This window comes from Sphingomonas sp. IBVSS2, assembly GCF_002127225.1.
Lineage (GTDB): Bacteria > Pseudomonadota > Alphaproteobacteria > Sphingomonadales > Sphingomonadaceae > Sphingomonas.
Window position 1 is genome coordinate 100,529 of record NZ_NFUR01000005.1, and the last position, 26,516, is coordinate 127,044.

General features: G+C 70.8%; 27 protein-coding genes, 1 tRNA gene and 2 riboswitches. Of the genes, 7 read left to right on the top strand and 21 right to left on the bottom strand.

The features are described 5' to 3' along the window. The first annotated feature begins 14 nt into the window (after positions 1-14). The gene (locus CAP40_RS15995; RefSeq protein ID WP_086130554.1) at positions 15-1,412 is read left to right on the top strand and encodes a LytTR family DNA-binding domain-containing protein; all 1,398 of its coding nucleotides are present in this window, start codon (positions 15-17) and stop codon (positions 1,410-1,412) included. Here the strand turns inward: CAP40_RS15995 and CAP40_RS16000 are convergent. From CAP40_RS16000 to folK, 20 genes are all read right to left on the bottom strand, one after another. Further along, positions 1,406-2,374, bottom strand: a complete 969-nt coding sequence (locus tag CAP40_RS16000) for a hypothetical protein (RefSeq protein ID WP_218822165.1) — start codon at positions 2,372-2,374, stop codon at positions 1,406-1,408. The genes CAP40_RS15995 and CAP40_RS16000 overlap by 7 nt on opposite strands. A 67-nt stretch (positions 2,375-2,441) precedes the next feature. Further along, positions 2,442-2,948: a bifunctional adenosylcobinamide kinase/adenosylcobinamide-phosphate guanylyltransferase gene (gene cobU / locus CAP40_RS16005; protein WP_086130555.1), complete on the bottom strand. Its 507-nt coding sequence runs from the start codon at positions 2,946-2,948 to the stop codon at positions 2,442-2,444. Further along, positions 2,945-4,402: a cobyric acid synthase gene (locus tag CAP40_RS16010; protein WP_086130556.1), complete on the bottom strand. Its 1,458-nt coding sequence runs from the start codon at positions 4,400-4,402 to the stop codon at positions 2,945-2,947. The genes cobU and CAP40_RS16010 overlap by 4 nt, the downstream gene beginning before the upstream one ends. Further along, complete coding sequence (gene cbiB / locus CAP40_RS16015; RefSeq protein WP_086130557.1) at positions 4,390-5,328, bottom strand: adenosylcobinamide-phosphate synthase CbiB; 939 nt, start codon at positions 5,326-5,328, stop codon at positions 4,390-4,392. Before cbiB ends, CAP40_RS16010 begins: the two co-directional genes overlap by 13 nt. Further along, positions 5,321-6,286, bottom strand: coding sequence for an aminotransferase class I/II-fold pyridoxal phosphate-dependent enzyme (locus tag CAP40_RS16020; RefSeq protein ID WP_086130558.1), 966 nt, complete (start codon positions 6,284-6,286; stop codon positions 5,321-5,323). The genes cbiB and CAP40_RS16020 overlap by 8 nt, the downstream gene beginning before the upstream one ends. Continuing rightward, positions 6,283-7,002 carry an adenosylcobinamide-GDP ribazoletransferase gene (locus CAP40_RS16025; RefSeq protein ID WP_086130559.1) on the bottom strand — a complete coding sequence of 240 codons (720 nt, stop codon included), beginning with the start codon at positions 7,000-7,002 and terminating at the stop codon, positions 6,283-6,285. Before CAP40_RS16025 ends, CAP40_RS16020 begins: the two co-directional genes overlap by 4 nt. Beyond that, entirely contained in the window at positions 6,999-7,553 is a 555-nt protein-coding gene (locus tag CAP40_RS16030; protein WP_086130560.1) for a histidine phosphatase family protein, read from the bottom strand. The genes CAP40_RS16025 and CAP40_RS16030 overlap by 4 nt, the downstream gene beginning before the upstream one ends. Continuing rightward, positions 7,550-8,563, bottom strand: a complete 1,014-nt coding sequence (gene cobT, locus CAP40_RS16035; protein WP_086130561.1) for a nicotinate-nucleotide--dimethylbenzimidazole phosphoribosyltransferase — start codon at positions 8,561-8,563, stop codon at positions 7,550-7,552. Before cobT ends, CAP40_RS16030 begins: the two co-directional genes overlap by 4 nt. Further along, positions 8,560-8,967 (bottom strand): DUF1636 domain-containing protein, encoded by a 408-nt coding sequence (locus CAP40_RS16040; RefSeq protein ID WP_086130562.1) that lies wholly within the window; start codon positions 8,965-8,967, stop codon positions 8,560-8,562. The genes cobT and CAP40_RS16040 overlap by 4 nt, the downstream gene beginning before the upstream one ends. Beyond that, positions 8,967-9,503 (bottom strand): hypothetical protein, encoded by a 537-nt coding sequence (locus CAP40_RS16045; RefSeq protein WP_086130563.1) that lies wholly within the window; start codon positions 9,501-9,503, stop codon positions 8,967-8,969. The genes CAP40_RS16040 and CAP40_RS16045 overlap by 1 nt, the downstream gene beginning before the upstream one ends. A gap of 14 nt (positions 9,504-9,517) precedes the next feature. Beyond that, positions 9,518-11,473, bottom strand: a complete 1,956-nt coding sequence (locus CAP40_RS16050; protein WP_086130564.1) for a TonB-dependent siderophore receptor — start codon at positions 11,471-11,473, stop codon at positions 9,518-9,520. 143 nt (positions 11,474-11,616) lie between these two features. Continuing rightward, a riboswitch (cobalamin riboswitch) is annotated at positions 11,617-11,801 on the bottom strand. Then, positions 11,800-12,492 carry a phytanoyl-CoA dioxygenase family protein gene (locus CAP40_RS16055; protein ID WP_086130565.1) on the bottom strand — a complete coding sequence of 231 codons (693 nt, stop codon included), beginning with the start codon at positions 12,490-12,492 and terminating at the stop codon, positions 11,800-11,802. (Overlaps the previous riboswitch by 2 nt.) After that, on the bottom strand, positions 12,489-13,262 hold the full coding sequence (locus tag CAP40_RS16060) for an ABC transporter ATP-binding protein (protein WP_086130566.1): 774 nt from the start codon (positions 13,260-13,262) through the stop codon (positions 12,489-12,491). The genes CAP40_RS16055 and CAP40_RS16060 overlap by 4 nt, the downstream gene beginning before the upstream one ends. Further along, positions 13,256-14,248 carry an iron ABC transporter permease gene (locus tag CAP40_RS16065; protein WP_086130567.1) on the bottom strand — a complete coding sequence of 331 codons (993 nt, stop codon included), beginning with the start codon at positions 14,246-14,248 and terminating at the stop codon, positions 13,256-13,258. Before CAP40_RS16065 ends, CAP40_RS16060 begins: the two co-directional genes overlap by 7 nt. Then, on the bottom strand, positions 14,245-15,102 hold the full coding sequence (locus tag CAP40_RS16070; RefSeq protein WP_086130568.1) for an ABC transporter substrate-binding protein: 858 nt from the start codon (positions 15,100-15,102) through the stop codon (positions 14,245-14,247). The genes CAP40_RS16065 and CAP40_RS16070 overlap by 4 nt, the downstream gene beginning before the upstream one ends. Then, positions 15,102-15,710, bottom strand: coding sequence for a cob(I)yrinic acid a,c-diamide adenosyltransferase (gene cobO, locus CAP40_RS16075; protein ID WP_086130569.1), 609 nt, complete (start codon positions 15,708-15,710; stop codon positions 15,102-15,104). The genes CAP40_RS16070 and cobO overlap by 1 nt, the downstream gene beginning before the upstream one ends. Before the next feature lie 20 nt (positions 15,711-15,730). After that, the gene (locus CAP40_RS16080) at positions 15,731-17,671 is read right to left on the bottom strand and encodes a TonB-dependent siderophore receptor (RefSeq protein WP_256924283.1); all 1,941 of its coding nucleotides are present in this window, start codon (positions 17,669-17,671) and stop codon (positions 15,731-15,733) included. A gap of 167 nt (positions 17,672-17,838) precedes the next feature. After that, positions 17,839-18,062, bottom strand: a riboswitch (cobalamin riboswitch). Positions 18,063-18,226: 164 nt separating this feature from the next. Further along, positions 18,227-18,302 (bottom strand) — tRNA-Lys (locus tag CAP40_RS16085). Positions 18,303-18,339: 37 nt separating this feature from the next. After that, positions 18,340-18,744, bottom strand: a complete 405-nt coding sequence (locus tag CAP40_RS16090; RefSeq protein WP_086130570.1) for a nuclear transport factor 2 family protein — start codon at positions 18,742-18,744, stop codon at positions 18,340-18,342. Further along, positions 18,741-19,208 (bottom strand): 2-amino-4-hydroxy-6-hydroxymethyldihydropteridine diphosphokinase, encoded by a 468-nt coding sequence (folK, locus tag CAP40_RS16095; protein ID WP_086130571.1) that lies wholly within the window; start codon positions 19,206-19,208, stop codon positions 18,741-18,743. Before folK ends, CAP40_RS16090 begins: the two co-directional genes overlap by 4 nt. A gap of 23 nt (positions 19,209-19,231) precedes the next feature. On the opposite strand from folK, the gene CAP40_RS16100 reads away from it, so the two are divergent. After that, positions 19,232-19,837 (top strand): uracil-DNA glycosylase, encoded by a 606-nt coding sequence (locus CAP40_RS16100; RefSeq protein ID WP_086130572.1) that lies wholly within the window; start codon positions 19,232-19,234, stop codon positions 19,835-19,837. Next, positions 19,834-20,526, top strand: a complete 693-nt coding sequence (locus tag CAP40_RS16105) for an aspartate/glutamate racemase family protein (protein WP_086130573.1) — start codon at positions 19,834-19,836, stop codon at positions 20,524-20,526. Before CAP40_RS16100 ends, CAP40_RS16105 begins: the two co-directional genes overlap by 4 nt. 171 nt (positions 20,527-20,697) lie before the next feature. Here CAP40_RS16105 and aguB read toward each other — a convergent pair whose 3' ends face one another. Beyond that, positions 20,698-21,549, bottom strand: a complete 852-nt coding sequence (aguB, locus tag CAP40_RS16110) for an N-carbamoylputrescine amidase (RefSeq protein WP_086130574.1) — start codon at positions 21,547-21,549, stop codon at positions 20,698-20,700. Between the two features lie 118 nt (positions 21,550-21,667). Between aguB and lnt the strand changes: the two genes are divergently transcribed. The 4 genes from lnt (at position 21,668) to CAP40_RS16130 (ending at position 26,497) form a co-directional block, all read left to right on the top strand. Next, positions 21,668-23,206 carry an apolipoprotein N-acyltransferase gene (gene lnt, locus CAP40_RS16115; protein WP_086130575.1) on the top strand — a complete coding sequence of 513 codons (1,539 nt, stop codon included), beginning with the start codon at positions 21,668-21,670 and terminating at the stop codon, positions 23,204-23,206. 72 nt (positions 23,207-23,278) lie between these two features. Further along, positions 23,279-24,493, top strand: coding sequence for a methionine adenosyltransferase (gene metK / locus CAP40_RS16120; RefSeq protein ID WP_086130576.1), 1,215 nt, complete (start codon positions 23,279-23,281; stop codon positions 24,491-24,493). 160 nt (positions 24,494-24,653) lie between these two features. Next, positions 24,654-25,415 carry an EAL domain-containing protein gene (locus CAP40_RS16125; protein ID WP_179188276.1) on the top strand — a complete coding sequence of 254 codons (762 nt, stop codon included), beginning with the start codon at positions 24,654-24,656 and terminating at the stop codon, positions 25,413-25,415. Positions 25,416-25,666: 251 nt separating this feature from the next. Then, a complete protein-coding gene (locus tag CAP40_RS16130) occupies positions 25,667-26,497 on the top strand; it encodes an EAL domain-containing protein (RefSeq protein ID WP_179188278.1) in 831 nt (276 codons plus the stop codon). Positions 26,498-26,516 lie beyond the last annotated feature (19 nt).

The window sequence follows — 26,516 nt, forward strand, 5'->3', positions numbered from 1 at the left end:
ATCGGTGAACGTTCGTGGCGCTCGGTGAACGCATCCCTGCATCGCTGATCGCGCTGTTCCTGCTCCTTGCCGGGCTGGCCGCGCTCGGGATCGCGGCCTGGCCCCGGCCCGTGCCGGCCCCGCGAACGGCCGCGCCGGCATGGTGGATCTGCCCCTCGAATGCCGCGTGCGGCTGGGGCGCGCCGACCGGCGCGTCGCTCGCCGCGCCGGTCACGGTGATGCGGCGCGTGGTGCGGATCGCGGATCCGCGGCGTGCGGAGGCGCTGGCGGTCGAGGTGACGGCGATGGCGAGTGCCGAGGTGCGGTGGAACGGCGCGGTGATCGGCGTCAACGGCCGAGTCGGTCCGGATCGCGCGCATGAGGTGCCCGGCAGGTTCACCGCAAGCGTCCCGGTGCCCTGGGAGCGGCTGCGCGCGGGCGACAATCTGGTCGAGGTGCGCTTCTCCGCGCATCATCGCTGGGTGCCGGTCGGCCGGCCGGTGCACCGGCTCGCGGTCGGCCCGCCGCAGGAGCCGCTGCGCGGCGTGCTGCGCGCCTATCTGCCCACGCTGGTCGCCCTGGGGCTGCTGGTGGCGGCCCTGCTGCTCCAGCTGTTCGCCGGAACCGGGCGCGTGGCCGCGCTGCTGGCCGGCGTCGTGCTGGCGCAGGCAGTGGCCGAGGCTTCGAAGCTGATGCTGACCTATGCCTATCCCTGGCAGGTGACTCGGCTCTTCGTGGTGGCGCTGCTGGCGGGGATCGGCGCGCTGCTGCTGGCGTGGCTGGCCGGCGCGCTGGTGGGGCGGCGGGCGCGGATGCTGCTGGTGGTGGTCACAGCGCTCGCGGTGGGCGGGGCATGGTTGCTGCCGGCCTGGGATGCGAAGGCGCTCTGGGCGCTGCGCGCGGGCGCGGGCGCCGCGCTGGCGTGCGCGGCATTCGGGCAGGGGCGGATGCGAATGCGGGTGCTGCTGGGCGGCTATGGCCTGGCGCTGCTCTGGTCGTCGCTGGTGCCGGGCTTTCTCGATTCCGGCTATTACCTGCTGGCCGCGGCCTTCCTCGCCGCCATCGCCTTCCCTAGGCGTGCGGTCCCGGTGGAAGCGCCGATACCCGCGCCGGCCGCATCACCCTATGTGACGCTGCCGCACGGCAATGTGCAGCACCGCATCGCGAGCGGCGACCTGCTGCGCGCGCAGGCCGAGGACGATTATTGCCGCGTCCATCTCGCCGATGGGCGCGACCTGCTCGTCACCGTCAATCTCGGCGCGCTCGTGCGGATGGCGGAACCCCATCTGATACGGGTGCACCGCAGCCACGCCGTCAACGGCGCAAGCGTCGCGGCGCTGCACCGGGGCGGGCCGATCGAACTGGTCGACGGGACTTCGATCCCGGTCGGCCGCACCTATCGCGCGGCGCTGGCGGCCTGGCGCGATCAGTAGATCGCCGGCGGGTCGCTGGCCGGAAAGGTCTCCTTCAGCGCTTCGTCCAGCTCGCGGTCGCGCTGCCGGGCCCGCTCGTCGATGGGCAGGCGGCCGGCCAGCCACAAGGCCAGGTTGCGCGCATAGTTGCGGACCGAGGCCTGCGCTTGCGGGGAAGCGGCAAGGCCGTGGCCGGGCGCCTCGGCGACGAAGCTGGGGCAGCCCTTGGCGGGATCCCAATTGTAATCGGCGAAATGGTGGAAGGTCGATTCCGCCCAGGCCGGGCCGCCTTGTTCCGAAGGCTCGAAGGCGATGGCGATGTTGAACGCGCGCCCGCTGGCCTTGCTGGTGCCCATCGCCACCACCCGCGCCGAAGGATCGTCCGCCGGCGCGCCGACCGCGCCTTCGTGCGGATGCGCGGGCAGGAAGCGGATCAGCCCGCCCGCCGCATCCGGGTCGCGCAGCACCGGATGGACGTCGCCGAGGATCGCGATCTCCTGGAAATCGCCGTTCGCGCCCGAATGATAATTGGGCCACCGGATGTCGCCGGTCTCGCGATCGTCGTCGACGCGGCGGTCTTCCTCGGGATCGGGATTGTGGCTGTGGAAGAAATGCGCCGCGCCCACGCCGCCCAGCGAGCAGACCGAGCAGCCCAGGTCCATATGGTCGCGCGTCACCAACAGGCCGCGCCCGCTCTGGCGGAAGCGGCCGATCGCCGCGCAATCCTCGGCGGTGAGCCCGTCGCCGGTATCGACCGCGAACAGCCAGAGCGCCGCATAGTCCGACCGGTCGAGCGTGGAGAGCACCGGATCCGGCGCGCCGGGGGCGGTGCGGTCGCGCGCGGTCACTTCGAAGACGGGCGTGCCGTCATCGCCGGTCAGCCCGGCCAGGTGATCGCGCAGCATCGAGAAGCGCGCGATGTTCCAATCGTCAACGATTGGGGGAATGGTGGTCTGGAGCAGGATCTTGATCGGCGCGGACATGCTGCACTCCCGAACTGCGCCTTTCCGATATCACGGCGCTTCAGGCGGCTCCAACGCTTCGGACGGGTTATTTGACCCGCATCGGCAGGCCGGCGACGATGAGCGTCACTTCCTCGGCCACCGCCGCGACTGCCTGGTTGATCCGCCCCGCCGCATCGCGGAAGCGGCGTGCCAGCGCATTGTCGGGCACGATGCCGAGGCCGGTTTCGTTGGCGACGAGGATCAGCCGCCCATCGAAGCGCATGATGGCCGCGCGGAGCCCGGCCGTCGCCTGCTCGATATCGGCGTCGGCGAGCAGCAGGTTGCTGGCCCAGAGCGTGAGGCAGTCGACCAGCACCACCGCCCCGGTGCCGCTCGCGGCATCGAGCGCGGCGGAAAGGTCGCGCGGCGCATCCACCGTCTCCCAGCGCGCGTCGCGGTCGGCGCGGTGGCGGGCGATGCGCTCCGCCATTTCCGCGTCCCAGGCTTCGGCGGTGGCGATAAAGACGTGGCGGCCGGGCAGCGCCTCGGCGCGCTGCTGGGCATAGCGGCTCTTGCCCGAGCGGGCGCCGCCGAGGACGAACAACCTGGTCATCGAGTCTCCCGGGCCAGTTGCAGCAATCCGTCGACATCGACATGGCGCTCGAGCTCGGCGGCGATCTCGTCGAGCGCGGCATCGACGTCCGTCGCATAGTCGCGGCCCGCCCCGGCCGCGCCGATCCGGGCGAGCAGCATGCTGCGCGCTTCGGGCGCGGCGAGCAGCCCGTGAAGATAGCTGCCCATCACCGAACCGTCGCGGCTGATCGCGCCTTCGGGGCCGATCCCGTCGAGCAGCGCGAAGGGGCGCGCCGTGTCCGGGCCGGTCGTCTCGCCCATGTGCATCTCATAGCCATGGACCGGTGCGCCGAGTGCGACGCCCGCCACCTGGCGCAGCATCTTGCCGGGCGCCAGGCTGGTCGCGACGTCGAGCAGGCCAAGCCCGTCGACCTGCCCCGCCGGCCCCTCGATCCCCAGCGGATCGGCGACGCTGCGCCCGAGCATCTGGTAGCCGCCGCACAGCCCGAGCACGGCGCCGCCGCGGCGATGATGGGCATGGATGTCGATGTCCCAGCCCTGGGCGCGCAGAAAGGCGAGATCGGCGATCGTCGCCTTGGAGCCGGGCAGCACGATCAGCGCGGCATCGCCCGGAATCGGCGTGCCGGGCGGCACCATCGCCAGTTCCACGCCCGGCTCGAGCTTCAGGGGATCGAGATCGTCGAAATTGGCGATGCGCGGCAGGATCGGGCAGGCGATCCGCTTGCGGCCGTCGCCGCGCGGCGCGGCGCGATCCAGCACCACCGCATCCTCGCTCGGCAGGCGAACGGCGGCGGCCAGCCAGGGCACCACGCCGAAGCCCGGCCAGCCCGACCGTTCCCCGATCGCGCGATAGCCGTCCTCGAACAGCGCCGGATCGCCGCGGAACTTGTTGATCAGGAAGCCCCGGATCATCGCCGCGTCCTCGGGATCGATCACCGCGCGGGTGCCGACGATCGCCGCGATCACGCCGCCCCGGTCGATATCGCCGACCAGCACCACCGGCACCCCGGCGGCGCGGGCGAAGCCCATGTTCGCGATGTCGCCGGCGCGCAGGTTGATCTCGGCCGGGGAGCCGGCGCCTTCGACCACCACCAGGTCGCACTCCGCGCGGAGCCGGTGATAGCTCGCCAGCACCTCGGCGATCAGGCTGCCGCGCGCCTCGCGGAAATTGCCGGAGCCGAGCGTGCCGCGCACCCGGCCCTGCACGATCAGCTGCGAGGTGCGATCGGCCTGGGGCTTGAGCAGCACCGGGTTCATGTCGCTATGTGCCGCCGTCCGGCAGGCGATCGCCTGCAATGCCTGGGCGCGGCCGATCTCGCCGCCGTCCGCCGTCACCGCGGCGTTGTTCGACATGTTCTGCGGCTTGAACGGGCGCACCGAGAGCCCGCGATTGGCGAAGGCGCGGCACAGCCCGGCGACCAGCACCGATTTGCCCACGTCCGAGCCCGTGCCCTGCAGCATCAGAGCGCCCATGCCGCGCCTCCCGCGACGAGCCAGAGCAGCAGGCAGGCACGGACATAGATGCGCAGTGCGCGGCGGATGTCCCCGCTGTCCGCGTCATCGCGGCCGTCGCCGATCCAGGGCTTGTCGTGCATCACGCCGTCATAGGCGATCGGGCCGGCGAGGCGCAGCCCCAGTGCGCCGGCCATCGCCGCCTCGGGCCAGCCGGCATTGGGGGAGGCATGATTGCCGGCATCGCGCCACAATATCCGCCAGCCGCCGGTGCCGGCGAGGCAGAGCAGCAGGCCGGAAAGCCGCGCGGGAACCAGGTTGAGCAGGTCGTCGGCGCGCGCCGCCGCCCAGCCAAAGGCGCGCCAGCGTGGCTCGCGATGGCCGATCATCGAGTCCGCGGTGTTGATCGCCTTATAGGCCCAGGCGCCGGGCAGGCCGAGCAGCAACAGCCAGAAGGCGGGCGCGACCACGCCGTCGCAGAAGCTTTCGGCCAGGCTTTCGATCGCGGCGCGCGACACCCCGGCTTCGTCGAGCATCGCGGTGTCGCGGCCGACGATCCTGCCCACCGCCTCGCGCGCGGCGGGCAGGTCGCCTTCGGCCAGTGCCCGGGCGACGGGGCGGACATGATCGAACAGGCTGCGCTGGGCGAGCGCCGGCCAGGCGAGCGCTGCGACCGCCAGCCAGCCCCAGGGGCCGAGATGCACGAGCAGCTGGTGCTGGACGATCCAGCCCGTGCCGCCGGCGAGCATGACCAGCAGCGCCAGGGTGAGAAGGCCCAGCATGCGCCGGGCGCCGAAGCTGCGTTCGGGCTGGTTCCACAGCGTTTCGCACCGGGCGATGATCCGCGCGAACAGGCCGACGGGATGGCCGATCCGGCGATAGAGCGCGTCCGGCCAGCCCAGCCCGGCGTCGAGCATGAGCGCGGCAAGGGCGATCGGCTCAGCCATCGGCCAGCGCCGCCGCGAACCGTGCCAGGCCCGCCTCGTCGGGCGGCAGGCCGATGCGCAGCCAGTGCGGCCGATCGGCGAAGGGGCGGGTGAGGATCGCGCGGCGTGCCAGCCGCTCGAACAGCGCCGTGCCGTCGGCGACCTCGATCAGGCGGAAGAGCGGGCAGGCGCCGGTCGGGCGATGCCCCGCCCGGCCGAGCACCGCGTCGAGCGCGGCGGCCTGGGCAGGGAGCTGCCCGCGCATCCTCTCGATCCAGGCGCGGTCGCGATAGGCGGCGGTGCCGATGGCGATCGCGGCGGCGGCGACCGGCCAGGCGCCCAGCGCGGCCCGGATCGCGTCGAGAAGCGGCGCAGGCCCGAGCACGAAGCCCAGCCGCACGCCGGCCAGGCCGAAGAACTTGCCGAAGGAGCGGAAGATCACCAGCCGGCGCGCATCGCCGATCCGGCCGGCCATGCTCGGCGCCGGATCGACATCGGCAAAGGCCTCGTCGAGCAGCAGCCATGCGTCGTCGCCGCGCCGGTCGAGCAGTTCCTCCAGGTGCGCGCGGGAAAGGACGCGCCCGTCGGGATTGTTGGGATTGGCGAGGATCAGCGTGCCGTCCTGCGCGTCGTCGAGATCGGTCGGCGCGGCGCGCGCGATCATCTCGCCATGGGTGCGATAGCTGGGAGTGACGAACTGCGCCGCGCCACCGAGCAGGCCGCCGACCAGCCGCAGCCCGATCTCGGTGCCCGGCACGGCGCAGACATGGCGCGGATCGAGGCCGAAACAGGCGGCGGCCGCGATTTCGAGTTCAGCGAGTTCGTGGCGTTCGGGCAGGCGCCGCCAGTCGATGGCGAGAGCGTCGGCGCCGGGCCAGGGATGCGGGTTGATGCCGGTCGACAGGTCGAGCCAGTCGCTCCCGCCGAAATGCCGCCGCGCGGCTTCGACCCCGCCGCCGTGCCAGGTCCAGCTGCTCATGCGAACCGGACCAGAAGCAGCGCCGCGAGCAGCAGGCAGGTCTCGGTCGCTTCGATCCCGCCGCCATGCCCGTCGCCCGAAATGCCGCCGAGCTTGCGCCACAGCCATGCGGCCCAGCCGAACAGCAGCAGCGGGGTGGCGAGCAGGCTGGGCGAGAACCAGGCGGCGGCGAGCAGCGCCACCGTCCAGATCGCCAGGTCCACCGGACGCACCGCATCGCGGAACCGCGCGGCGAGGCCGGGATGGAGATCGGGCAGCCAGCGCGTCCAGAACAGGGGTCCGATGCGTGCCGCGAACGGGACCAGGGCGATGGCGGCATAGGCGTTGCTGGCGACCAGCGCGTGCAGCAGCAGGAGCTTGGCGAGCAGCTGCAGCCCGATCGCCACCGTGCCGAAGCTGCCGATATGCGGGTCGGCGAGCACCGCCAGGACGCGGTCGCGATCCTTGTGCGCGGCCCCGCAGGCATCGGCGATGTCGCCTAGCCCGTCGAGATGCAGCGCGCCGGTGACCGCTACCCACAGCGCCAGCCCCGCCAGCGCCGCCGTCCAGGGATCGATCTCCGCGCCCGCCCGGCATCCGGCGGCGACGATCGCTCCCACGATCAGCCCCACTGCCGGGAACCAGCGCATCGAGGCGGCGAATTCCGCGGCGCTCACCGTGACCCGCGGTGTCGGCAGCCGCGTGAGGAACTGGATCGCGACGATCAGCCCCTTCACGGGTAGATCCCGACGATCTGGGCACCCGGCCGCGCACCCGGCCACACCCGCAGCGAGACCAGCACGCCATAGGGCAGGTCGAACGCCCAGAGCCGGGGCTGCTCGAAGCCGCACAGCACGTGCAGCGCGGCCCGGATCGCGCCGCCATGGGTGACGACCAGGGTGGGCGCCGGTGCCAGCGCGTCGATTGCCGCGGCGATGCGGGCGACGAGCGCCGACCAGCGCTCGCCGCCCGGCGGCGGATTGGCGTCCGGGTCCGCCCAGAAACGGGTGAGCGCATCGGGATCGACCTGATCGGGCGCGAGCCCGTCCCATGCGCCGAAATCCAGTTCGCGCCAGCGCGGGTCGAGAGTCGGCCTGCCGATCGCCTCGGCGGCGGCGCGGGCGCGGTGCAGGTCCGAAGCCACGATATGCTCGACGCCCAGATCCGCCGCTTGCGCCACGCATGCCGCGATGCCTTCGGCGGTCGGTGCGCAATCGGTGCGGCCCATCAGCCGCCCGGACAGGGCGGGTGCGCCATGGCGCAGCAGATGGAGCGCGAAGCTGGTCACAGCGAGCCGGATACCCGCGCCTCGGCGAATGTCGCCATCTGGTCGTGCGCGGCCAGCGCGGCGCGGATCACGCCGACCGCGACTGCCGCGCCGCTGCCCTCGCCCAGCCGCATGCCGAGCGCCAGCAGCGGCTCCAGCCCGAGCCGGGCGAGCAGGCGGGCATGGCCGGGCTCGGCCGAGACATGGCCGGCGATGCAGTGCGCGACGATCGCCGCATTGTCGGCGGCGAGCGGGGCGATCGCCGCGCTGCCGATGAACCCGTCGAGCACCACCGGGATGCCGCGCTGGCGCGCGCGCAGCACGGCACCGGCGATCGCGACGATCTCGCGTCCGCCCAGGCGGCGCAGCGTCTCGAACGCATCGGCCGGCGCATCGGCATGGCAGGCGAGGGCGCGCTCGACCACGGCGGTCTTGCGCGCGATCCCTTCCGCGTCCACGCCGGTGCCGGGGCCGATCCAGTCCGCGGCCGCGCCGCCGAAGCTGCGCAGGCAGAGCGCGGCGGCGGCGGTCGAGTTGCCGATGCCCATCTCGCCGATGGTGAGCAGGTCGAGATCCCCAGTCACGGCGGCGGCACCGGCATCGAGCGCGGCGAGGCATTCGGCCTCGGTCATCGCCGGAGCGATCGTGAAGTCGGCCGTGGGCTTGTCGAGATCGAGCGCGGTTACCGCCAGCTCCAGCCCGGCCGCGCCCGACAGTGCGTTGATCGCCGCGCCGCCGGCCTCGAAATTGGCGACCATCTGTGCGGTCACGCTTGCCGGGAAGGCACTGACACCGTGCACGGTCACGCCGTGATTGCCGGCGAAGATCGCGGTGCGGGCGCGCGCGATCCTTGGCCTTGCGGTGCCCTGCCAGCCGGCGAGGAAGACCGCGATCTCCTCGAGCCGGCCGAGCGAGCCGGCCGGCTTGGTCAGCTCGGCCTGGCGGGCGCGGGCGGCGGCGATGGCGCCCTGGTCGGGGCCGCGCAGATCGGCGAGCGCGGTGCGGAAATCGGCAGGCGAGGCAAAGGTCATTCGGCGACGAATCCAGCGGGTGGGGTGCGGGTGATGAAATGGCCCTTAATCCCCTCGGGCCAGGCGGAGTAGGGGACGCGGCCATGCGCGCTCGCCGCATGGTGCACGGCATAGTCGAGAATGGCGCGCGCGCTCTCCTCGTCCGGCGTGAACCGGCCGAGGACATAGCCGACCTTGCCCGGCGCGCGCAGATGGACGGTGCAGAAATCGGTGCAGGCGAACAGGCAGGGCATTTCCTGCACCGCGATGCCGGCATAGCGCGGGTCGCTCGCCTGCACCGTGCGCAGGGCGGCGACCAGCCGGGCGCCACCGCGCGTGCCTTCGCCATCCTCGCGCGCATCGGCGGAATGACGACAGGTATTGCAGGCGACGACCGCCGGGCCGTCCGCGACGCGCTTCAGCATCAGGCGGCGGCGCGCTTCTGCCGCGGCGCGGGCATGCCGAGCGCGCGCAGCAAATGGTAGAAGGCGTAGAGCCCGATCAGGATCGCGCCGTTGCGCAGGAACTGGTCGAGCGAATGGCCCGGATGGAGCGTGATCGCGACGCCGCCGAGCACCGCCGCCCAGCACAGGGTCACCAGCTTGCCGGCAACGAATGCCGCGACATAGGCGATGGCGAGCCGGGCGGCGGTCGACCGTACCCGCAGCCGGGCGAGCGCCGCATAGGCGCCGATCGCCGACCCCGCCGCCGCGGTGCCGAGCCCGACGCCCCACAGGAGCGTCTTCGGGTCGTGCGGATAATGGAGGAAGAGGAAGCCCACCGCCTGGTTGGCGCCCCAGGCGGCGAGCGCGAGCGCGATCCCGTCGCGCCGGCGCATGTGCACCGCCGCCAGCGCGGCGAGCGCCGCGACCGGGGCCGTGCAGGCAAGGACGAAGCTCGTCGCCATGCTCGCCAGGGTGAGCAGCATGATCCACAGCGTGGAGGCGCGTGCCTGCGTCATAGTGTCTTCTCCCATCAGAAGCGCCCGCGAATGCCGGCATAGATGCTGCGGCCCAGCGTGCCGTAGCGATAGGCGGTCATGTAGGTCTCGTCGAACAGGTTCTCGGCGCGCGCGAACACGCTGAGATTGTCGCCGGCCTTCAGCTCGGCGCGCAGGTCGACCAGCGTATAGCCGTCGAGCCGGGTGGTGTTGGCCGCATTGTCGAAGCTGTGGCCCGACCAGCGCACCGCGGCGCCGGTGGTGAGGCCGAAGGGGAAGGCGTAGCTGATCGAGCCGTTGGCGCTGTTCTGCGGGCGGCGCGGCAGCCACTTGCCGAAATTCGCGGTGCCCGGCGAGCGATCCTCGGCGACGATCCAGCTGTAATTGCCGTCGAGCGTGAAGCCGCCCAGGCGGAGCGCGCCGGCGGCTTCGATGCCATGCGCCTGTGCGCGCGCGACGTTCGAATAATAGCCCGAGCGGCGGGTGGTGCCGCCCGGCACGAAGCAGAGCGGCACGGTCGAAGTCGCGGTGCAGCTGTTGAAGATGATCTGGCTGGTGGTGGTGCGCTCGAACCAGGTCGCGCCGAAGGTCAGCGCGCGGCCGAACAGCTGCTGCTCGACGCCCGCTTCCCAGCCATTGGCCCGCTCGGGATCGAGTGCGGTGTTCCCATATTCGCTGAACTGCTGGTAGAGCGTCGGCGCCTTGAAGCCCTCGCCATAGCTGGCGCGCAGGATCGTGCCGGTGGCCAGGCGCCACACTCCGCCCGCCGCGAACAGGGTCTGGCCGCCGAAGCGGTTGTGATCGTCGTAGCGGACGCCGCCGTTCAGGGTCAGCCCGTCGATCGGCTCGACGCTGATCTGGGCATAGGCGCTGGTGATCTCGGCATCGCCGCGCGCGAATGCCGGGAGAGGCGTGGCGAGCGAAGCCGCGGGCGAGCGGCTGCGGAACTTCGAATTCTCGTTCTCCACCCCGAACACCGCGGAGACGCGCTTGGTGAAGGCGAAGCTGCCCTGATATTCCAGCCGCTGGTTGCGGCCGTTGGATTCGAAGCTGAGCGGGCGGGCGCGAGTGGGGCCGTAGCTGTCGCGATCGGTGTCGGTATAGGCATAGGCGAAGCGGTTGCGCAGCCGGCCGCCGAGCAGGTCGAGGTTCACGCCCGCATAGCCGACGAACTCCGCGTTCAGCGAATAGTCGCTGCTGTCGCCGGTGGTCGCGTCGATCTCGGTGCGGCCGTTCGAATAATAGCCGCGCACCTCGAAGCTGAGGTTGCTCGCCAGCGCCAGTTCGGCACGGCCGGTGGCGCTGCGATTGGTATAGCCGTCGGTTTCCCTGCCGCCGAATGCCGGGGCGATCGCCGAGATGCCGGCGGTGGTGAAGCTCTGGCCGCCGAGACGCCAGCGCAGCGGCCCGGTGCGGCCGCCGATCGCGGCGCGGGCGCTCACCGTCTCGCGCGAGCCGGCCTCGATGTCGAAGCTGCCTTCCAGCGGCTTCTCCGGCGCGGCGGTCACGATGTTGACCACGCCGCCGATCGCCTGGCTGCCCCACAGGATCGACTGGGGCCCGCGCAGCACTTCGATGCGCGCCGCGTCGCCGACCAGCAGGTTGGCGAAATTATAGCCGCCGCCGGTGGCCGCGGGATCGTTGAGCTTCACCCCGTCGATCACCACCACGGTCTGGTCGGCCTCGGCGCCGCGGATGCGCAGCGACGTCGAGGTGCCATAGCCGCCGTTGCGCGAGACGCTGATGCCGGGCGTGCGCAGCAGCAGCTCGGTCGCGCCGATATCCTGGCTGCGGTCGATCGCCGCCTTGTCGAGCACCGTGATCGAGGCGGGGACCTGGTCGATGTTCACCGGCGCGCGGGTGGCGGTGACGGTGATCTGGTCGCTGTCCTCGGCCGCCGCCGCATCGGGCGCGGGCGCCTGCTGGGCGAAGGCCGCGGGCGCGGCGGCCAGGGCGAGGAACGAGGCGGAGAAACGGAGAACGGACTTCATTGCGTGCAACCCATGACGACGCCGCATCCGTGCAAGGCCGACGCCGCTGCCGCCAGGGGCGAGCGCCATCGTCCGCGCACGCACGCGGCCAACCTTGTCGTCGCTCGGGTTCACCCCCGTCCGCCCGGCACACCCTGTCCGCACGAAAGACGACCGCGACGGGCAGGTCTCCTGGCTCGCGGGTCGTTGCCGGTCCGGCCGCCTTCTCGGGTGCAACACCCAATGGCATGAGGCCGATGGCTCGCCGCTTACAGTTGCAGGGGCAGCCGGGATTGTCCCGTTCCCTTTTCATCCCCGTCTCCGGGGAACCTGTCGCGGCGCTGCCCTTAGGCGGCCTTCATCCAGACGACAAGCGCGAAGCGCGCCTTGCCCGCGGGGAGCGTGCGATGCGGCGTGAAGCGATCGAGGAACAGCACGGTGCCGGCCGGACATTCGGGCTGGAGGCGCGGCAGGCCGGCGATCGCTTCCTCGGTGATCCTGAGGCCGTCATCGGTCTCGCTGGCGAGCGGCGCGTGCTGGCGGCCGGGAATGATCTCCAGCCCGCCATTGCCGGGGCCGGCATCGCACAAGGGGATCCAGGCCGTGGTCCATACCTGGCCGCAGGACGTGCCGTCATCGCGGGCGACGTCGCTGTGCCAGGCGTGGCGATGCTCGGGAAAGCTGGCGATGCTGGCGCGGACGCGGACGACCTTGCCGGCCAGCGCACGCTCGCCGATCCGCTCGGCTTCGGCATGCAGGCGCGGATCGTTGGCGATCGCCTGGAGCCGGGGTCCGCGATGCGCATCGGTGCAGATCGCCACGCGCAGCAGGTTCGCCTGGCTGCGGTCGTGCGCGTAGATCCGGTCGAGCCGCTCCGCGAGCGGGGCGTCGGGGCAGCTCCTGTCGAAGGGCAGGTACATGGCGTGCGAGAGCCGGTCGATATGCTCGGCGATATCCGCCTGGGCGGCCTCCACCAGGGCGCGATCGAACAGCGGCAGCGCGACATGGCCCTGCGCGCGGTAGAAGGCGGTGTCGCTCACCGGCTGCGGCCCAGCGTGGTGATCGTCGGCCAGTCTCCGCCCAGCTCGACGCGCGCATCGATGCCGTAGACGGCCTTGAGATTGGCCGCGGTGAGCACTTCGGCGGGCGTGCCGTCGGCGACGATGGCGCCCCGGTCGATCAGCACCAGCCGGTCGCAATAGCGCGCGGCCAGGGTGAGGTCGTGCAGGACCGCGATCACCAGCGCGCCGGCGCGCGCCTCGCCATGGAGCAGTTCCATCACGTCGATCTGGTGGCCGGGGTCGAGGCTGGCGAGCGGCTCGTCGGCGATCAGCGCGGGGGCCTCCACCGCCAGCGCGCGGGCGAGCAGGACGCGGGCGCGCTCGCCGCCCGAAAGCTCGGTGGCGACGCGGTCGCGCAGTGCGGCGATATCGGCGCGCGCGATCGCCCGTTCGATCGCGGCACCATCGGCATCGCCGATCCGCGACATCGGGGCGAGATGCGGCAGCCGGCCGAGCTCGACCAGCCGCTCCACGGTGAGCGGCCAGTGCAGCGTCTGGCCCTGCGGCAGATAGGCGACGCGTCGGGCCAGCTCGGCGCGCGGCATCGTCGCAACCTCCGCCTCGTCGACCAGGATGCGGCCGGTATGGGGCACCAGCGCCAGCATCGCGCGGGCAAGCGTCGACTTGCCGGCGCCGTTGGGGCCGACGATGCCGGTCAGCGTGCCGGCCCGGAAGGTGGCGCCGGCATTCCGCACCACAGTGCGACGGCCGAGCGACACGCCGACCTGTTCTAGGCTTATGCTCACCACAGCCGGCGCTCCCGCATCAGGTGGATCAGGAAGACCGGCACGCCGAGAAAGGCCGTGACGACGCCGAGCTTGAGTTCGTTCCGGGTGTCGATCAGCCGTACCGCGAGATCGGCCAGCGTGAGCAGGGCCGCGCCGCCGATCGCCGAGGGGATCAGGATCGCCGAGGGGCTGCGATCGGTGAGCGGGCGGATCAGGTGCGGCACGATCAGGCCGACAAAGCCGATAGCGCCCGACACGGCCACCGCGCCGCCGACGCCGATCGCGGTGCCGAGCAGCAGCCGGATGCGGGTGCGCCGCAGATCGACGCCGAGCGCCTGCGCGCCGTCCTCGCCCAGGGTCAGCGCATCGAGCGCGCGCCCGTCCCACAGCAGCAGCGCCGCGCCGATCGCGATGCAGGGATAGGCGATCCAGACATGCTCGAACGAGCGGTTCTCCAGGCTGCCGAGCAGCCAGGTCATGATCTCCATCGCCGCGAAGGGATTGGGCGAGAGGTTGAGCGCCAGGCTGACGCCGGCCGTGGCCAAAGTGGCGATCGCGATGCCGGCAAGGATCAGGGTGAGCGGGCTTTCCGAGCGCCCGGCCAGCGCCGACAGGCCGGCCAGCGAGAGCAGGGCGCCCAGCACCGCCAGCGCCGGCAGCGCCACCGGATGCAGCTCGGCCAGCCCGAAATACAGCGCGGCGACCGCGCCGAGCGAGGCGGCATTGGAGGTGCCCAGCACCGATGGCTCGGCAAGCGGGTTGCGCAGATAGCCCTGCAGCGCGGCACCGGCCAGGCCGAGCATCGCGCCCACGCCCAGGCCCAGCAGCATGCGGGGCAGGCGTAGCTCGAGCAGGATGGTGGTGGCGATCCGGTCGCCATGGCCGGTGAAGGCGGCGAGCATCCGGGCAAGCGACAGATGGACCGGCCCGAACAGGAGCGATCCGATCGCGGCGGCCAGCGTGAGGGCCAGCAGCCCGGCGATCAACAAGGGGCGGGAGAGCGTCATCGGGCGTGGGTCCGATCCTGAAAACGGGCCAGCTGCCGCGCCATCCCCTGGGCGGCATCGACATAGGCGGGGCTGCCGCAGACCGTCCAGGCCTGGGGGATGCTGATCCGGGGGATGCCGGCCAGCGCCGGGTGGTGGAGCATCTCGGTGCCCTGGTCGGCGACCTTGTCGGTCGCGCTCTCGACGATCAGATAGTCGGGCTGGGCCGCCACCATCTCCTCGATGCTCAGCTGCGAGAGCGGCGGCTTGCCGAGCTTCGCCGCCAGGTTCACCAGCCCCATGCGCCGCATCAGATCGTCGATCAGCGTGCCGGTGCCGGTCATGAAGCCGCGCCGCTGATAATAGGCCGCGACCTTGCCGCCGCCGGGCCTGCCGATCCCGGCGAGCTGCGCCTCCATCCGCGCGACCAGCGCCTCGCCGCGCTCGGGATGGCCGACCGCCGCGGCGGTCTGGCGGATCGAGGCGTAGATCTCGTCGACCGTGTTGGCGGTCTGGAGATCGAGCAGATGGTAGGAATGGCCCTTCAGCGCGCGCATCGGCGCGCTGCGGCTGGCCGGCATGCCGATGATCAGGTCGGGATCGATCGCGAGGATCTGCTCGGCCGAATTCTTCAGCACCGGCAGCCCGCGCGCCTTCGCCGCCTCGCCCGACATCTCGGCATCGGTGGCGTTGCGGGTCACCCCCGCGATCTGGGCGCGATCGGCGAGCGCGAGGACAAGCTGGTCGGCGCACAGGTTGATCGAGACGATCCGTCTGGGCTTGCCCGCGGCAGGGGCCGATGCCGGGGCGCCAGCCCATAGTGCCGCGCCGCCCAGGGCGAGCAGCGGCAGGGCCAGGAGCTTGGCCGATGCCATCAGAACTCGATCCCCGCCTGCGCCTTGACGTTCTGCTCGCGGAAGGGGTGCTTCACCTGGGCCATCTCGGTGACGAGGTCGGCGGCGTCGATCAGCGCCTGGGGCGCGTTGCGGCCGGTGACGATCACATGCTTCATCGCCGGCTTGGCGGCCAGCGCCGCAAGCACTTCGTCCGTCGGCAGATAGTCGTAGCGCAGCACGATGTTGAGCTCGTCGGCTATCACCATCGCATAGCCGGGATCGGCGATCATCCGCTTCACTTCTTCCCAGGCTTCGCGCGCCACGGCGATGTCGCGCGCGCGGTCCTGCGTGTCCCAGGTGAAGCCCTCGCCCATCGGCTTGAACTCGATCAGGTCGGGGAAGCGGTCGAACACCGCCTTCTCGCCGGTGGCCATCGCGCCCTTCACGAACTGGACCATGCCCACCTTCATGCCGTGCCCGATCGCGCGCACCGCCATGCCGAGCGCGGCGGAGGTCTTGCCCTTGCCCGGCCCGGTATGGACGATGACCAGGCCCTTCTCCACCGTCTTGGTGGCGAGCTTCTTGGCCTGGGCGGCCTGGACCTTCTTCATCTTCGCATTGTGTTCGTCGTCGGTGCGCTGCGTCACGGCCGCTTCCCCCTTTGACTTCAGAAGGCGACCCGCACGCCGCCATAGGCGGCTGCGCCCGGCGTCGCGAAGCTGAACACTTCCTCATATTTCACGTCGAACAGGTTCTCGACGCGCCCGAACACCGAGAAGCGGTCGCTCAGCCGGTATTGGGCATTGAGGTTCACCAGCGTGAACGGCTTTAGCGAGACGCGCACCGGCACATAGCTGGGGTCGATATAGGCCAGGTCGTCCATCCGGCCGTTGTAGCGCACCGTCAGCGTGGTCGAGAAACGCTCGTCCCTGCTGAACAGCGTGGCGTTGACGCTGGCCATGTCGCCGGGGCGGCGAACCTCGGTGGCGCCGGCCTCGGTCGCCTTCAGATGGGTATAGGCCGCATCGATGCGGAGCTGGCGGATCGGGCGCAGGCTGGCGGTCACCTCGACGCCGTGCTGCTTCGAATCGGTGGTGCGGTTGCCGGGCGTCGCCGTGTAGTTCGGCGCCGGATAGGTGATGTAGATCTCGTCGGTCAGCTTCGAATCGAAATAGGTCGCGCCGATCGTCGCCTTGCCGTCCCAGAAGCTCTGCTCGATGCCCGCTTCCCAGCCCTTGGACTTTTCGGGCCTGAGGTTCGGATTGCCGATATAGGTGCCGCTGGAGAAGCCGAAGAGCTCGTAATAGCCCGGATTCTTCACGCCGGTGCCATAGGCGGCGTGGACGCGCGTGTCGGTCGGCAGGCGATAGCCGGCCTGGACGCGCCAGGTGGTCGCGTCGGCGAAGCGGTTGTTGTCGTCGTGGCGGACCGAGGCGCCGCCGGTGAAATCGCCGGCGGTCAACTCATATTGGCCGACCAGGCCGAGATTGTCGGTGCTGCGCCGGCCGCGAAACGCGTCGAAGGGTGAGCCGGTCGACGGGGTGGTGTTGCGGAACTGCTCGCGCTCCCAGTCGACCGCGGCGGTCAGGCGATGGCTGATCGCATCGGTGCCGAAGCGGAAGCTCGAGACGAACGATCCCTTGTAGCGCTGGCCCTTGTCGCCATAGTCGATCCCGCCGGGCTTGTAGCCGGTGCGGGTGGTGTCGGCGAACTGGCCGGAAAGCGTGTTGGTCCAGCGGCCGTCGAGCGCGGTCAGCTCGGCGCTGAGCAGGCCGTAGAACGCTTCGTTGGTGAAGCGCACGCCGGGGCTGTCGACCGTATAGCCGAAGCGGGGGCTGGCGGGATTGCTCTCGCTGTTGTTGGTCTCGGCATCGGTATTGCTGTAGCGCAGCACGCCGGTGACCTTCAGGTTGGCCGCGGGAGTCCAGCCCAGCTTGGCGCTGGCGCCGACGCTGTCCGAGCCGATGTCGCGCGTGCCGCCCCGCGCCGTCGGATAGCCCCTGGTGTGATACCAGCTGCCCGAGACCGCATAGTCCAGCGTGTCCGAGGCGCCGGCCGCGCGCGCCGCGCCGCTGAAGGTGCCGAACGAGCCGCCTTCGGCGCGGGCGCTGTAGCCCGGTGCCTCGCGGCCCGAGAGCGTGATATAGTTGACCACGCCGCCGATCGCGTCCGATCCGTAGAGCGACGATTGCTGGCCGCGCAGCACTTCGATCCGCGCGGCCGGATCGGCGATCAGCGTGCCGAGGTCATATTCGCCATAATAGGGGTCGGCCGCCTCGATCCCGTCGATCAGGACGAGGACGTGATTGGCCTCGCTGCCGCGGATGCGCAGCTGGGTCTGGCCGCCGATCGCGCCGATGCGGCTGACCGCGACGCCGGGCACGTCGCGCAGCACGTCGGAGACGATGCGCGTCTGGCGCTGGTCGAGCGCTTCCGCGTCGATCACCGTGGCCGAGGCGGGCAGGTTCCTGAGCGCGACGCCCTCGCCCGAGCGCGAGGCGGTGACGATGATCGTGTCCTGCGGGTCGGTGGGCTGGTCGGCGTCCTGCGCATGGGCCGGCATGGCGGCGGCGATCGCGATCAGCGAGACGAAACTGGTCTTCAACATGGGTAGTCCCCCCTGCGCCCGTGCAACGAGGGCGGGGCCTGCCGCGAACGGCCGATGCAGGCGACGGGCGGGCGCTTGCCCGTCGCACGGCACCGAAGCGGCCCCGGCCGCTTGGTCGTCGCTCAGACGGAGAGATACCGTGCCTTGGCCATCCCCTGGACCAGGGCAAGAGCGACCGTTGCGCCGGCAGGTCTCCTGGCTCGCGGGTCAGGGCGCGATGCACGGCCTTCCCGGATCGGCGATCCAGTGGCCGCCCCCTCGGATCGGGGGGCAAGTGCATCGCGCTCGCCGCTTACAGTTGCAGGGACAGCCGCGGAATTGGACGGAAGGCCCGTCCGCACCGCATTCCCGTTTAAGCCCCTTTCGGGGCACCGGCGCGATCATGTCGTGGAGGGCGAGGCCGCCCCACGGCGCGGCGCATAGGGCAAATGGCACGCCGCGCCAAGATCGCTCGCACAGGGTTCGGCGGGAAGGCGCTTTCGCCCGGCCCGCGCCGGCTCGAAGCGGCGCGACGGCGTGCGGGAGCGCGAAGATCGGGCTGCGGCTTCCGGATGGTGGTGGGTCCGCCGGGATTCGAACCCGGGACCTCTCGATTAAAAGTCGCTTGCTCTACCGACTGAGCTACGGACCCACACCAGCGTCGCCCCTAGGCGGCCCGGCCGGGCGGGTCAACGCCGCGCTTCGATCCGCGTCACTTGAACATGCGCGACCTGCCAGCGGCCCTTCGTCCTGCGGAACGTGTCGGCGAAGCGGAAATGGCTGGAGAAGCGCCGCCCGCCCGAAACGCCGCCGAGCACCGTTTCCGCATTGGCCACGCCCGCATCGGGCCCGAGCGACACGATCACCCGGTCGGTCAGCACGAGCGGATCAAAGCGGTCGCCCGGCGTCATCCAGCCTTCGATGAACGCCTGCTTGCCCTGGCGCCTGCCCGAGCCGTCGATATAGACCAGATCGTCCGCGATCATCGCCTCCATCGCCGCGCGGTCCTGGCGCAGCTGCGCCCGGTCGAACGCGTCGGCAAAGGCGACCAGCCCGGGATCGGGATCGGCCAGCGCCAGCAATGCCCAGATCATCGCTTCCTCCGTAATCGTGCCGCGAGCTGGCGCACGCTAAGCCCGGTCACCGGATCGCGCCAGTCCGCCGCGACCCGGGCGAGCGGCGCGAGCACGAATGCGCGGTGGCGGAACAGGCGGTGCGGCACGGTGAGCGCCGGCTCGCCCCAGCTGCCGCCCGACCAGAGCACGATGTCGAGATCGATCACCCGCGCGCCCCAGTTCTGCCCGCGCCGCCGGCCGAAGCCGCGCTCGATCGCCTTCAGGCGGCGGAGCAGGGCAGGGGGCGGCTCGTCGCTCTCGATCAGCGCGACGGCATTGGCGAAGCGGCGTTTCGACGGGCCGAGCGGCGGGGTGTGGAGGATCGGAGAGACGGCGGTGACGCCGCCCAGCGCGTCGATCGCCGCCGCGACTTCGCGTGCCGGGCTGCCATGGCGGCCCCGCCGGTTCGATCCGATCGCGATGGCATAGCTTGTCCTCGCCATGCCGGCCGGCCTATCGCGCGGGAATGCTCCAGCCAAGCCGCGATTGCCCGCTCTGTCCGCGCCTCGTCACGCTGCGCGAGCGCTTGCGCGGCGAACATCCCGATTGGTGGAACGCGCCAGTGCCTGCGCTGGGCGACCCCGACGCGCCGATCGCGATCGTCGGCCTCGCGCCCGGCAAGCATGGCGCGAACCGCACCGGCCGCGCCTTTACCGGCGATGACTCGGGCGCATTGCTGTTCGCGACGCTCGAGAAGTTCGGGCTGGCGGAGAAGGGCGAGCCCAGGGGCGTGGTGATCCTCAATGCGGTGCGCTGCCTGCCGCCGGAGAACAAGCCCGAGCCTGCCGAGATCCATGCCTGCCGGCCCTTCCTGGCGGCGGAGCTCCGGGCGCCGGTGGTGCTCGCGCTCGGCCAGGTGGCGCACCAGTCGGCGGTCAAGGCGATGGGCGGCAAGCTGCCCAAGGTCCGCTTCGCGCACGGCGCCGAGCATCGCCTGCATCGCGGCCAGTGGCTGGTCGATAGCTATCACTGCTCGCGCTACAACCAGAATACCGGGCGGCTGACGCCCGCGATGCTAGAGGCGGTGGTGGAACGGGCCATTGCCCTGGCGGGGCCGGGAGAATTCGCATGAAGACGATCGGCTTGCTCGGGGGCATGAGCTGGGAGAGCTCGGCCCAATATTATGCGCTGCTCAATCGCGAGGCACGCGCGCGGCTGGGGCATCCGCATTCGGCGCGCAGCGTGATGCTGTCGGTCGATTTCGGGGAAATCGAGCAGCTCCAGCATGCCGGCGCCTGGGATGCGCTCGCCGACCGGCTCGCGGCCGAGGCCCGGGCGATCGAGGCGGCAGGCGCCGATTGCCTGGTGCTGTGCACCAACACCATGCATTTGGTGGCCGACCGGATCGCGGCCGCGATCGGCATTCCGATGCTCCACATCGCCGATCCCACCGGGGCGGCGATCCGCGCGGCGGGGATCGCGCGGATCGGCCTGCTCGGCACGGCCTTCACCATGGAGCAGCCCTTCTACCGCGAGCGGCTGGAGCAGCGCTTCGGGCTCGAAGTGCTCCTGCCCGGCGCGGAGGCCCGTGCCGCCGTGCACCGCATCATCTATGACGAGCTGGTCGGCGGCGTGATCCGTGAGGAATCGCGCGCCCGCTATCGCGAAGCGATCGCCGAGCTGGCGGCGGCGGGGGCGCAAGGTGTGATCCTCGGCTGCACCGAGATCGGGTTGCTCGTCGGCCCCGGGGACAGCGACGTGCCGTTGTTCGACACGACGCGCCTGCACGCGCTCGCCGCGCTGGAGTTCGCGCTGGGCTAGGGCGAATCGACATTCGGGCCGGGCTTGGCGGGCCGGAACATTTCGAGCCAACCTCCTGCGTCACCCTGAAACAAGATCAGCATGACGGAGGGGAGAGGGCTGAATGCCGATCCCGACCAGGCCGCGAATCCCGCGACCAACACGGCGCGTCCGGGTGACGGCCAGCCCGGCTCAGATGTCCTGCGTCAGCCGCCCATAGAGATCCGGCCGGCGATCGCGGAAGAAGCCGAAGGCGGCGCGGTGGCGCTTGGCCAGCGCAAGGTCGAGCGTCGCGGTGATCACGCCTTCCTCCTCGCGGTCCAGCTCGGCCAGGATGTCGCCGCGCTCGTTGGTGATGAAGCTGGTGCCGTAGAAAGTCTGGCCATGTTCGGTGCCGACGCGGTTGGCAGCGACCACGGGGACGACGTTCGACACCGCATGCCCCACCATCGCCCGGCGCCAGAGGCGCGCGGTGTCGAGGCTCTCGTCATGCGGCTCGCTGCCGATCGCGGTGGGGTAGAACAGGATGTCCGCGCCCATCAGCATCATCGCGCGGGCGGTCTCCGGATACCATTGGTCCCAGCACACGCCGACGCCGAGCGTCGCCTTGTCCGGGCCGTTCCACACCTTGAACCCGGTGTTGCCGGGGCGGAAGTAGAACTTCTCCTCATAGCCCGGGCCGTCGGGAATGTGGCTCTTGCGATAGACGCCGGCGATCCGGCCGTCGGGGCCGATCATCGCGAGGCTGTTGTAATGATGCGGTCCGTCCGCCTCGAAGAAGCTGGTCGGGATGTGGATCTTCAGCTCGGCGGCGAGCGCCTGCATCGCCAGCACCGCCTTGTGCTCGGCGGTCGGCTTCGCATTGGCGAACAGGCCTTCGTCTTCCACCCGGCAGAAATACTCGCCTTCGAACAGCTCGGGCGGCAGCACCACCTGCGCGCCGCGGGCGGCCGCCTCGCGCACATGGGCGGAGACCTTCGCGATGTTCGCGTCGATGTCGTTGGAAAAGGCGAGCTGCAGGGCGGCGACGGTGATCTCGGTCATGGCGCGGCATTTAATGTGGTCGCCGGGGATTCGCCACCCGGTCCGTCTCATAGTTCCAGCCGTCGTCCCGCCTTCGCGGGGATGACGAAAAGGGGATGGATCGGTTAAGCACCCAGCGATGCTGTCCCGCCCCCTGCTCGCCGCGCTGCTCGCCGGCTTTCTCTCCGCCACCGGATTCGCCCCGCTCGACTGGTGGCCCGTCACGCTGGCCTGCCTCGCGGTGCTGCTGCACCTGACCTGGCACGCGCCGAGCACCGGGGCGGCGCTGCTGCGTGGCTGGGTGTTCGGCGTCGGCCATTTCACCCTGGGCAACAACTGGATCCAGCACGCCTTCGATTTCCAGGACAAGATGCCGCCCGTGCTCGGCTATTTCGCCGTGCTGCTGCTGGCGCTCTATCTCGCGGTCTATCCGGCGGTGGCGATGGGCCTCGCCTGGCGCTTCGCCCGCATCGTGAAGGCACGCTGGAACGAGCCGGACTTCGCCTTCGTCCTCGCCGCCGCCTCGGCCTGGATCGTCACCGAATATCTGCGCGGCACGCTGTTCACGGGCTATCCGTGGAACCCGGTGGCGGCGATCTGGGTGCCGACGCCGATCGCGCAGCTCGCGGCCTTCACCGGCACCTATGCGCTGTCGGGCGTCACCCTGCTCGTCGCGGGCGCGCTCTATCTCGCCACCCAGCACCAGTATCGCGTGCCGCTGGCCATCGCCGCGCTGCTGCTGGCCGCCGGGCTCGCGCTCCATCCCGGCCGCCCGGCGACGGATCCGACGCGTCCGCACGTGCGCGTCGTCCAGCCCAATATCGGACAGGAAGGCGTCGACCGGCCGGACTATGCCCCGCGCGTCCTTGCCAAGCTGGCGGAATGGAGCGGCCAGCCCGGCAGCGTGCCGCGGCTGGTCGTGTGGCCCGAGGGCATGGTCAACTATTATGTCGAGGACGGCTATCCGCCGCGCTTCTACCAGCAGGGCGATCCGCGCTGGGTGCGTGGGCGGATCGGCGGGCTGCTCGGTCCCCGGGACCGTGCGATGGTCGGCGGCAATGCGCTGTTCTTCGACGGGGACCGGCTGACCGGCGCCGGCAATTCGGTGTGGACCGTGGATCCCGCCGGCATGCTCGGCGGGCGCTACGACAAGGCGCATCTGGTGCCCTATGGCGAATATCTGCCGATGCGCACGCTGCTCGCGCCGCTCGGCCTCGCCCGGCTGGTGATGGGCGAGATCGACTTCATCCCGGGCCCCGGCCCGCGCACGCTCGCCGTCGACGGTTTCGGCAGGGCCGGCGTCGCGGTCTGCTACGAGATCATCTTCTCCGGCCAGATCATCGACCAGCGCAATCGCCCCGATTTCCTGTTCAACCCGTCGAACGACGCCTGGTTCGGCAGCTGGGGCCCGGTGCAGCATCTCGCCCAGGCGCGGTTGCGGGCGATCGAGGAGGGGCTGCCGATCCTGCGCGCCACCCCCACCGGCGTTTCCGCGGTGATCGACGCCCATGGCCGCCTGCTCGGCACGGTGCCGGCGGGGCAGGAAGGCGCAGTGGAAGTGCCGCTCCCCGCGCCGCTGCCGCCGACGCTCTTCGCGCGGCTCGGCAACTGGCTGGCGTTGGCCGCCGCGCTGGCCCTGGTGGTGTTCGCGATTGCGTTTCGGCGCTTCGCCCGCTAGGGGCGTGATATAAGGAAAGCTTTATATGGGCATGGCAACGGCCCGGCTTTCCTCCCCACAAGAGGAATTTCCATGCGTTCCAACTATCTCTTCACGTCCGAATCGGTTTCCGAAGGCCATCCCGACAAGGTCGCGGACCAGATTTCCGACGCCATCGTCGACCTGTTCCTGTCGAAGGACCCCGAGGCCCGCATCGCCTGCGAGACGCTGACCACCACCCAGCTGGTCGTCCTTGCCGGCGAGATCCGCGGCAAGGGCATCATGGACACCGAGGGCAATTGGGCGCCGGGCGTGCAGGAAGAGGTCGAGAAGGCCGTCCGCGATACCGTGAAGCGCATCGGCTACGAGCAGGAGGGCTTCCACTGGGAGACGCTCCGCTTCGAGAACAACCTGCACCCGCAATCGGCACACATCGCGCAGGGCGTGGACGCCTCGGGCAACAAGGACGAAGGCGCCGGCGACCAGGGCATCATGTTCGGCTTCGCCTGCGACGAGACGCCGGACCTGATGCCGGCGACGCTCGACTACAGCCACAAGATCCTCGAGCGCATGGCCGCCGATCGCCATTCGGGCGCGGCGCCGTTCCTCGAGCCGGATGCCAAGAGCCAGGTCACGCTGCGCTTCGAGAACGGCAAGCCGGTCGCCGCGACCGCGATCGTCGTCTCGACCCAGCATGGCAAGGGCTATGACGAGGGCGACAAGGAAGCCGAGCTCAAGGCCTATGTGAAGAAGGTCGTCGCCGATCTGCTCCCGGCCGAGCTGCTCTCGGGCGAGACCGAGTACCACATCAACCCGACCGGCTCGTTCGAGATCGGCGGTCCGGACGGCGATGCCGGCCTCACCGGCCGCAAGATCATCGTCGACACCTATGGCGGCGCCTCGCCGCACGGCGGCGGTGCCTTTTCGGGCAAGGACCCGACCAAGGTCGATCGCTCGGCAGCCTATATCACGCGCTATCTCGCCAAGAATATCGTCGCCGCCGGCCTCGCCAAGCGCGTGACGATCCAGCTGGCCTATGCGATCGGCGTGTCCAGGCCGCTGTCGCTCTATGTCGACACGCACGGCACCGGCACGGTCTCGGACGACAAGATCGAGGCGGCGATTGCGGGCATCGAGAAGCTGGGCGGCCTCACGCCGCGCGGCATCCGCACGCACCTGCAGCTCAACAAGCCGATCTACAGCAAGACCGCGGCCTATGGCCATTTCGGCCGCAAGCCCGAGGGCGACTTCTTCCCCTGGGAGAAGACCGACCTGGTCGAGGATCTGAAGGCCGCGCTCGCCGCCTGATCCTTCTCCGCTTCGGCCCGCCGAAACCGAAAGCCCCGCGCCGCATCGCCGGCGCGGGGCTTTTCGTTGTGCCGCTTCGTTCCGTATTTTCCCGGGCCGTCCTATAAAGCACTGAGCAACCGTAATTCTTCATCAGGAAGGAATGGAAAGGAGCGAGTCGGTGGAGTCGGAGAATTCGATGATGGTTCCGGAAGGCGGGGCGCCCAGCGGCGCCGGCACCGGGCTCGCGATCGCCTTCCAGCCCATTGCCGAGATCGCTGGCGGGCGCATCCATGCCTATGAGGCGCAGGTGCTGCGCGACGGCGGGCCCGCCGCCTGCGACTTCGATCAGCTCTCGGCCGAGCAGCGCCGCGACGTCGACCGCCGCTGCGCGGTCGCCGCGGTGCGCTGGGCCGCGACCGCGGGCTTCGCCAGTTCGGGCGGCCGGCTCGCCATTCCGCTGAGCGCGCCGGCGATCGGCGATCCGGCGGAGCATATCCAGCCGGCGCTGCTCGCCGCGCGCCAATATGGCATCGTCGCGGAGCGGCTGGTGTTCACGCTCCATCATTATCAGGCGATCACCAGCTCCGAGCTGGCCGACATCATGCATGTCTTCAACAAGCTGGGCCCGGTCGTTGCCTTTCACGGTGTCGGCCCCAATGAATCGGGGCTCGCCTATTGCGGCAAGTTCGCGCCCCATGCGGTGACGATCGAGCCCGAGCTGGTCAGCACCATCGCGTCGAGCTGGTCGCGCCGCATCGCTATCGAGGACCTCATCCGCCGCATGCAGAGCCTGGGCCTGCGCATCGTCGCGGCGGGCGTGGACAGCGAGCCGGTCTATGAGCGGATCCGCAGCTTCGGCGTGCCGCTCGTCCAGGGCGCCCATGTCGGTGCGCCTGCCACCGGCAGCCTGCCGCAGCCGGTGCTGCGCAACGCGGCCTGATTCGCGCCGCGCCGCGGATCTTTCCCCCGCCGGCAGCGGAAGAAACAACCATTTCGGCGGTAAATCGCGCATGGGTCGTTTCGATGGCGACTCTCGTGCATCGGCGCGACTCGCGGATTCGCGTGGAGCAAGCGGAATCCGTCGCCTCCTTCCCCCGGTAGAATCCCCATGGGGAGAATCCCGCTTCGGCGAGGCACGGAATGGAGTGGGCGACGTTAACCATTTTTAACGAAGGGCAGAAAGGAAGCGTCATGCATACCGAACCTGCTCCAGCCGCGCTCCAGTCCGGTCTCGCCATTGCCTTCCAGCCGATGATCGCCGCGACTTCGGGCCAGCCCTTCGCCTGGGCCGCGATCGCCACCGTCGATGGCTGCGGCTTCGGCCAGGTCGCCGCGGCGCTCGCCCCCGAGTCTCGTCTCCGGCTCGAAGTGGCGCGGATCGGCGGCGCGATCGCCGGTGCGGCCGATGCCGGGCTGCTCGACGGCGAGGCGCTGCTCGCGGTGCCGGTCGCCGCCGCCTGCGGCGCGCCGGAGGTGCTGCTCGCCCATCTTTTCCGCGCCGCGATCGAGCATCGTGTACCGCTCGGCCGCATCGTCCTCGAGATCGACGCCGACGAGCGCGGCGACCTGGCCCGTATCGCGGCGCTGGCCCAGGCATGCGTGGACCGCGGCATCGCCATCGCGTTCGACAATTTCGCCGTCGGCCCGCTCGCCGTCCGCCTGCTCGGCCGCTTCACGCCGCGCTTCGTCAAGCTCGATGCCGGCCTCGTCCGCAACATTGCCGACAGCAGATCGCGCCGGGTGATCGTCGAGGGCGTGCAGCGCCTTGCCCGCAACATGGACGTGACGCTGATCGCCAATGGCATCGCGCGGCGCGAGGACCTGGTCCTGCTGTGCACCATGGGCATCCGCCACCTGCAGGGCGACTGGATCGCGCCGGCGCGCAGCCGTCCGCTGCCGCGCGCGCACCTCGCCCGCCGCGAGCCGCGTGCGACAATGCCCCAGCATCGCCGCCTCGCGGCGCACCAGCGCATGGTCGCGACGCGCCCGGCGGCGCCCGCCGCATTCGCCCAGGCGCTCTAACGCTTGTCCTCCGCGCCCG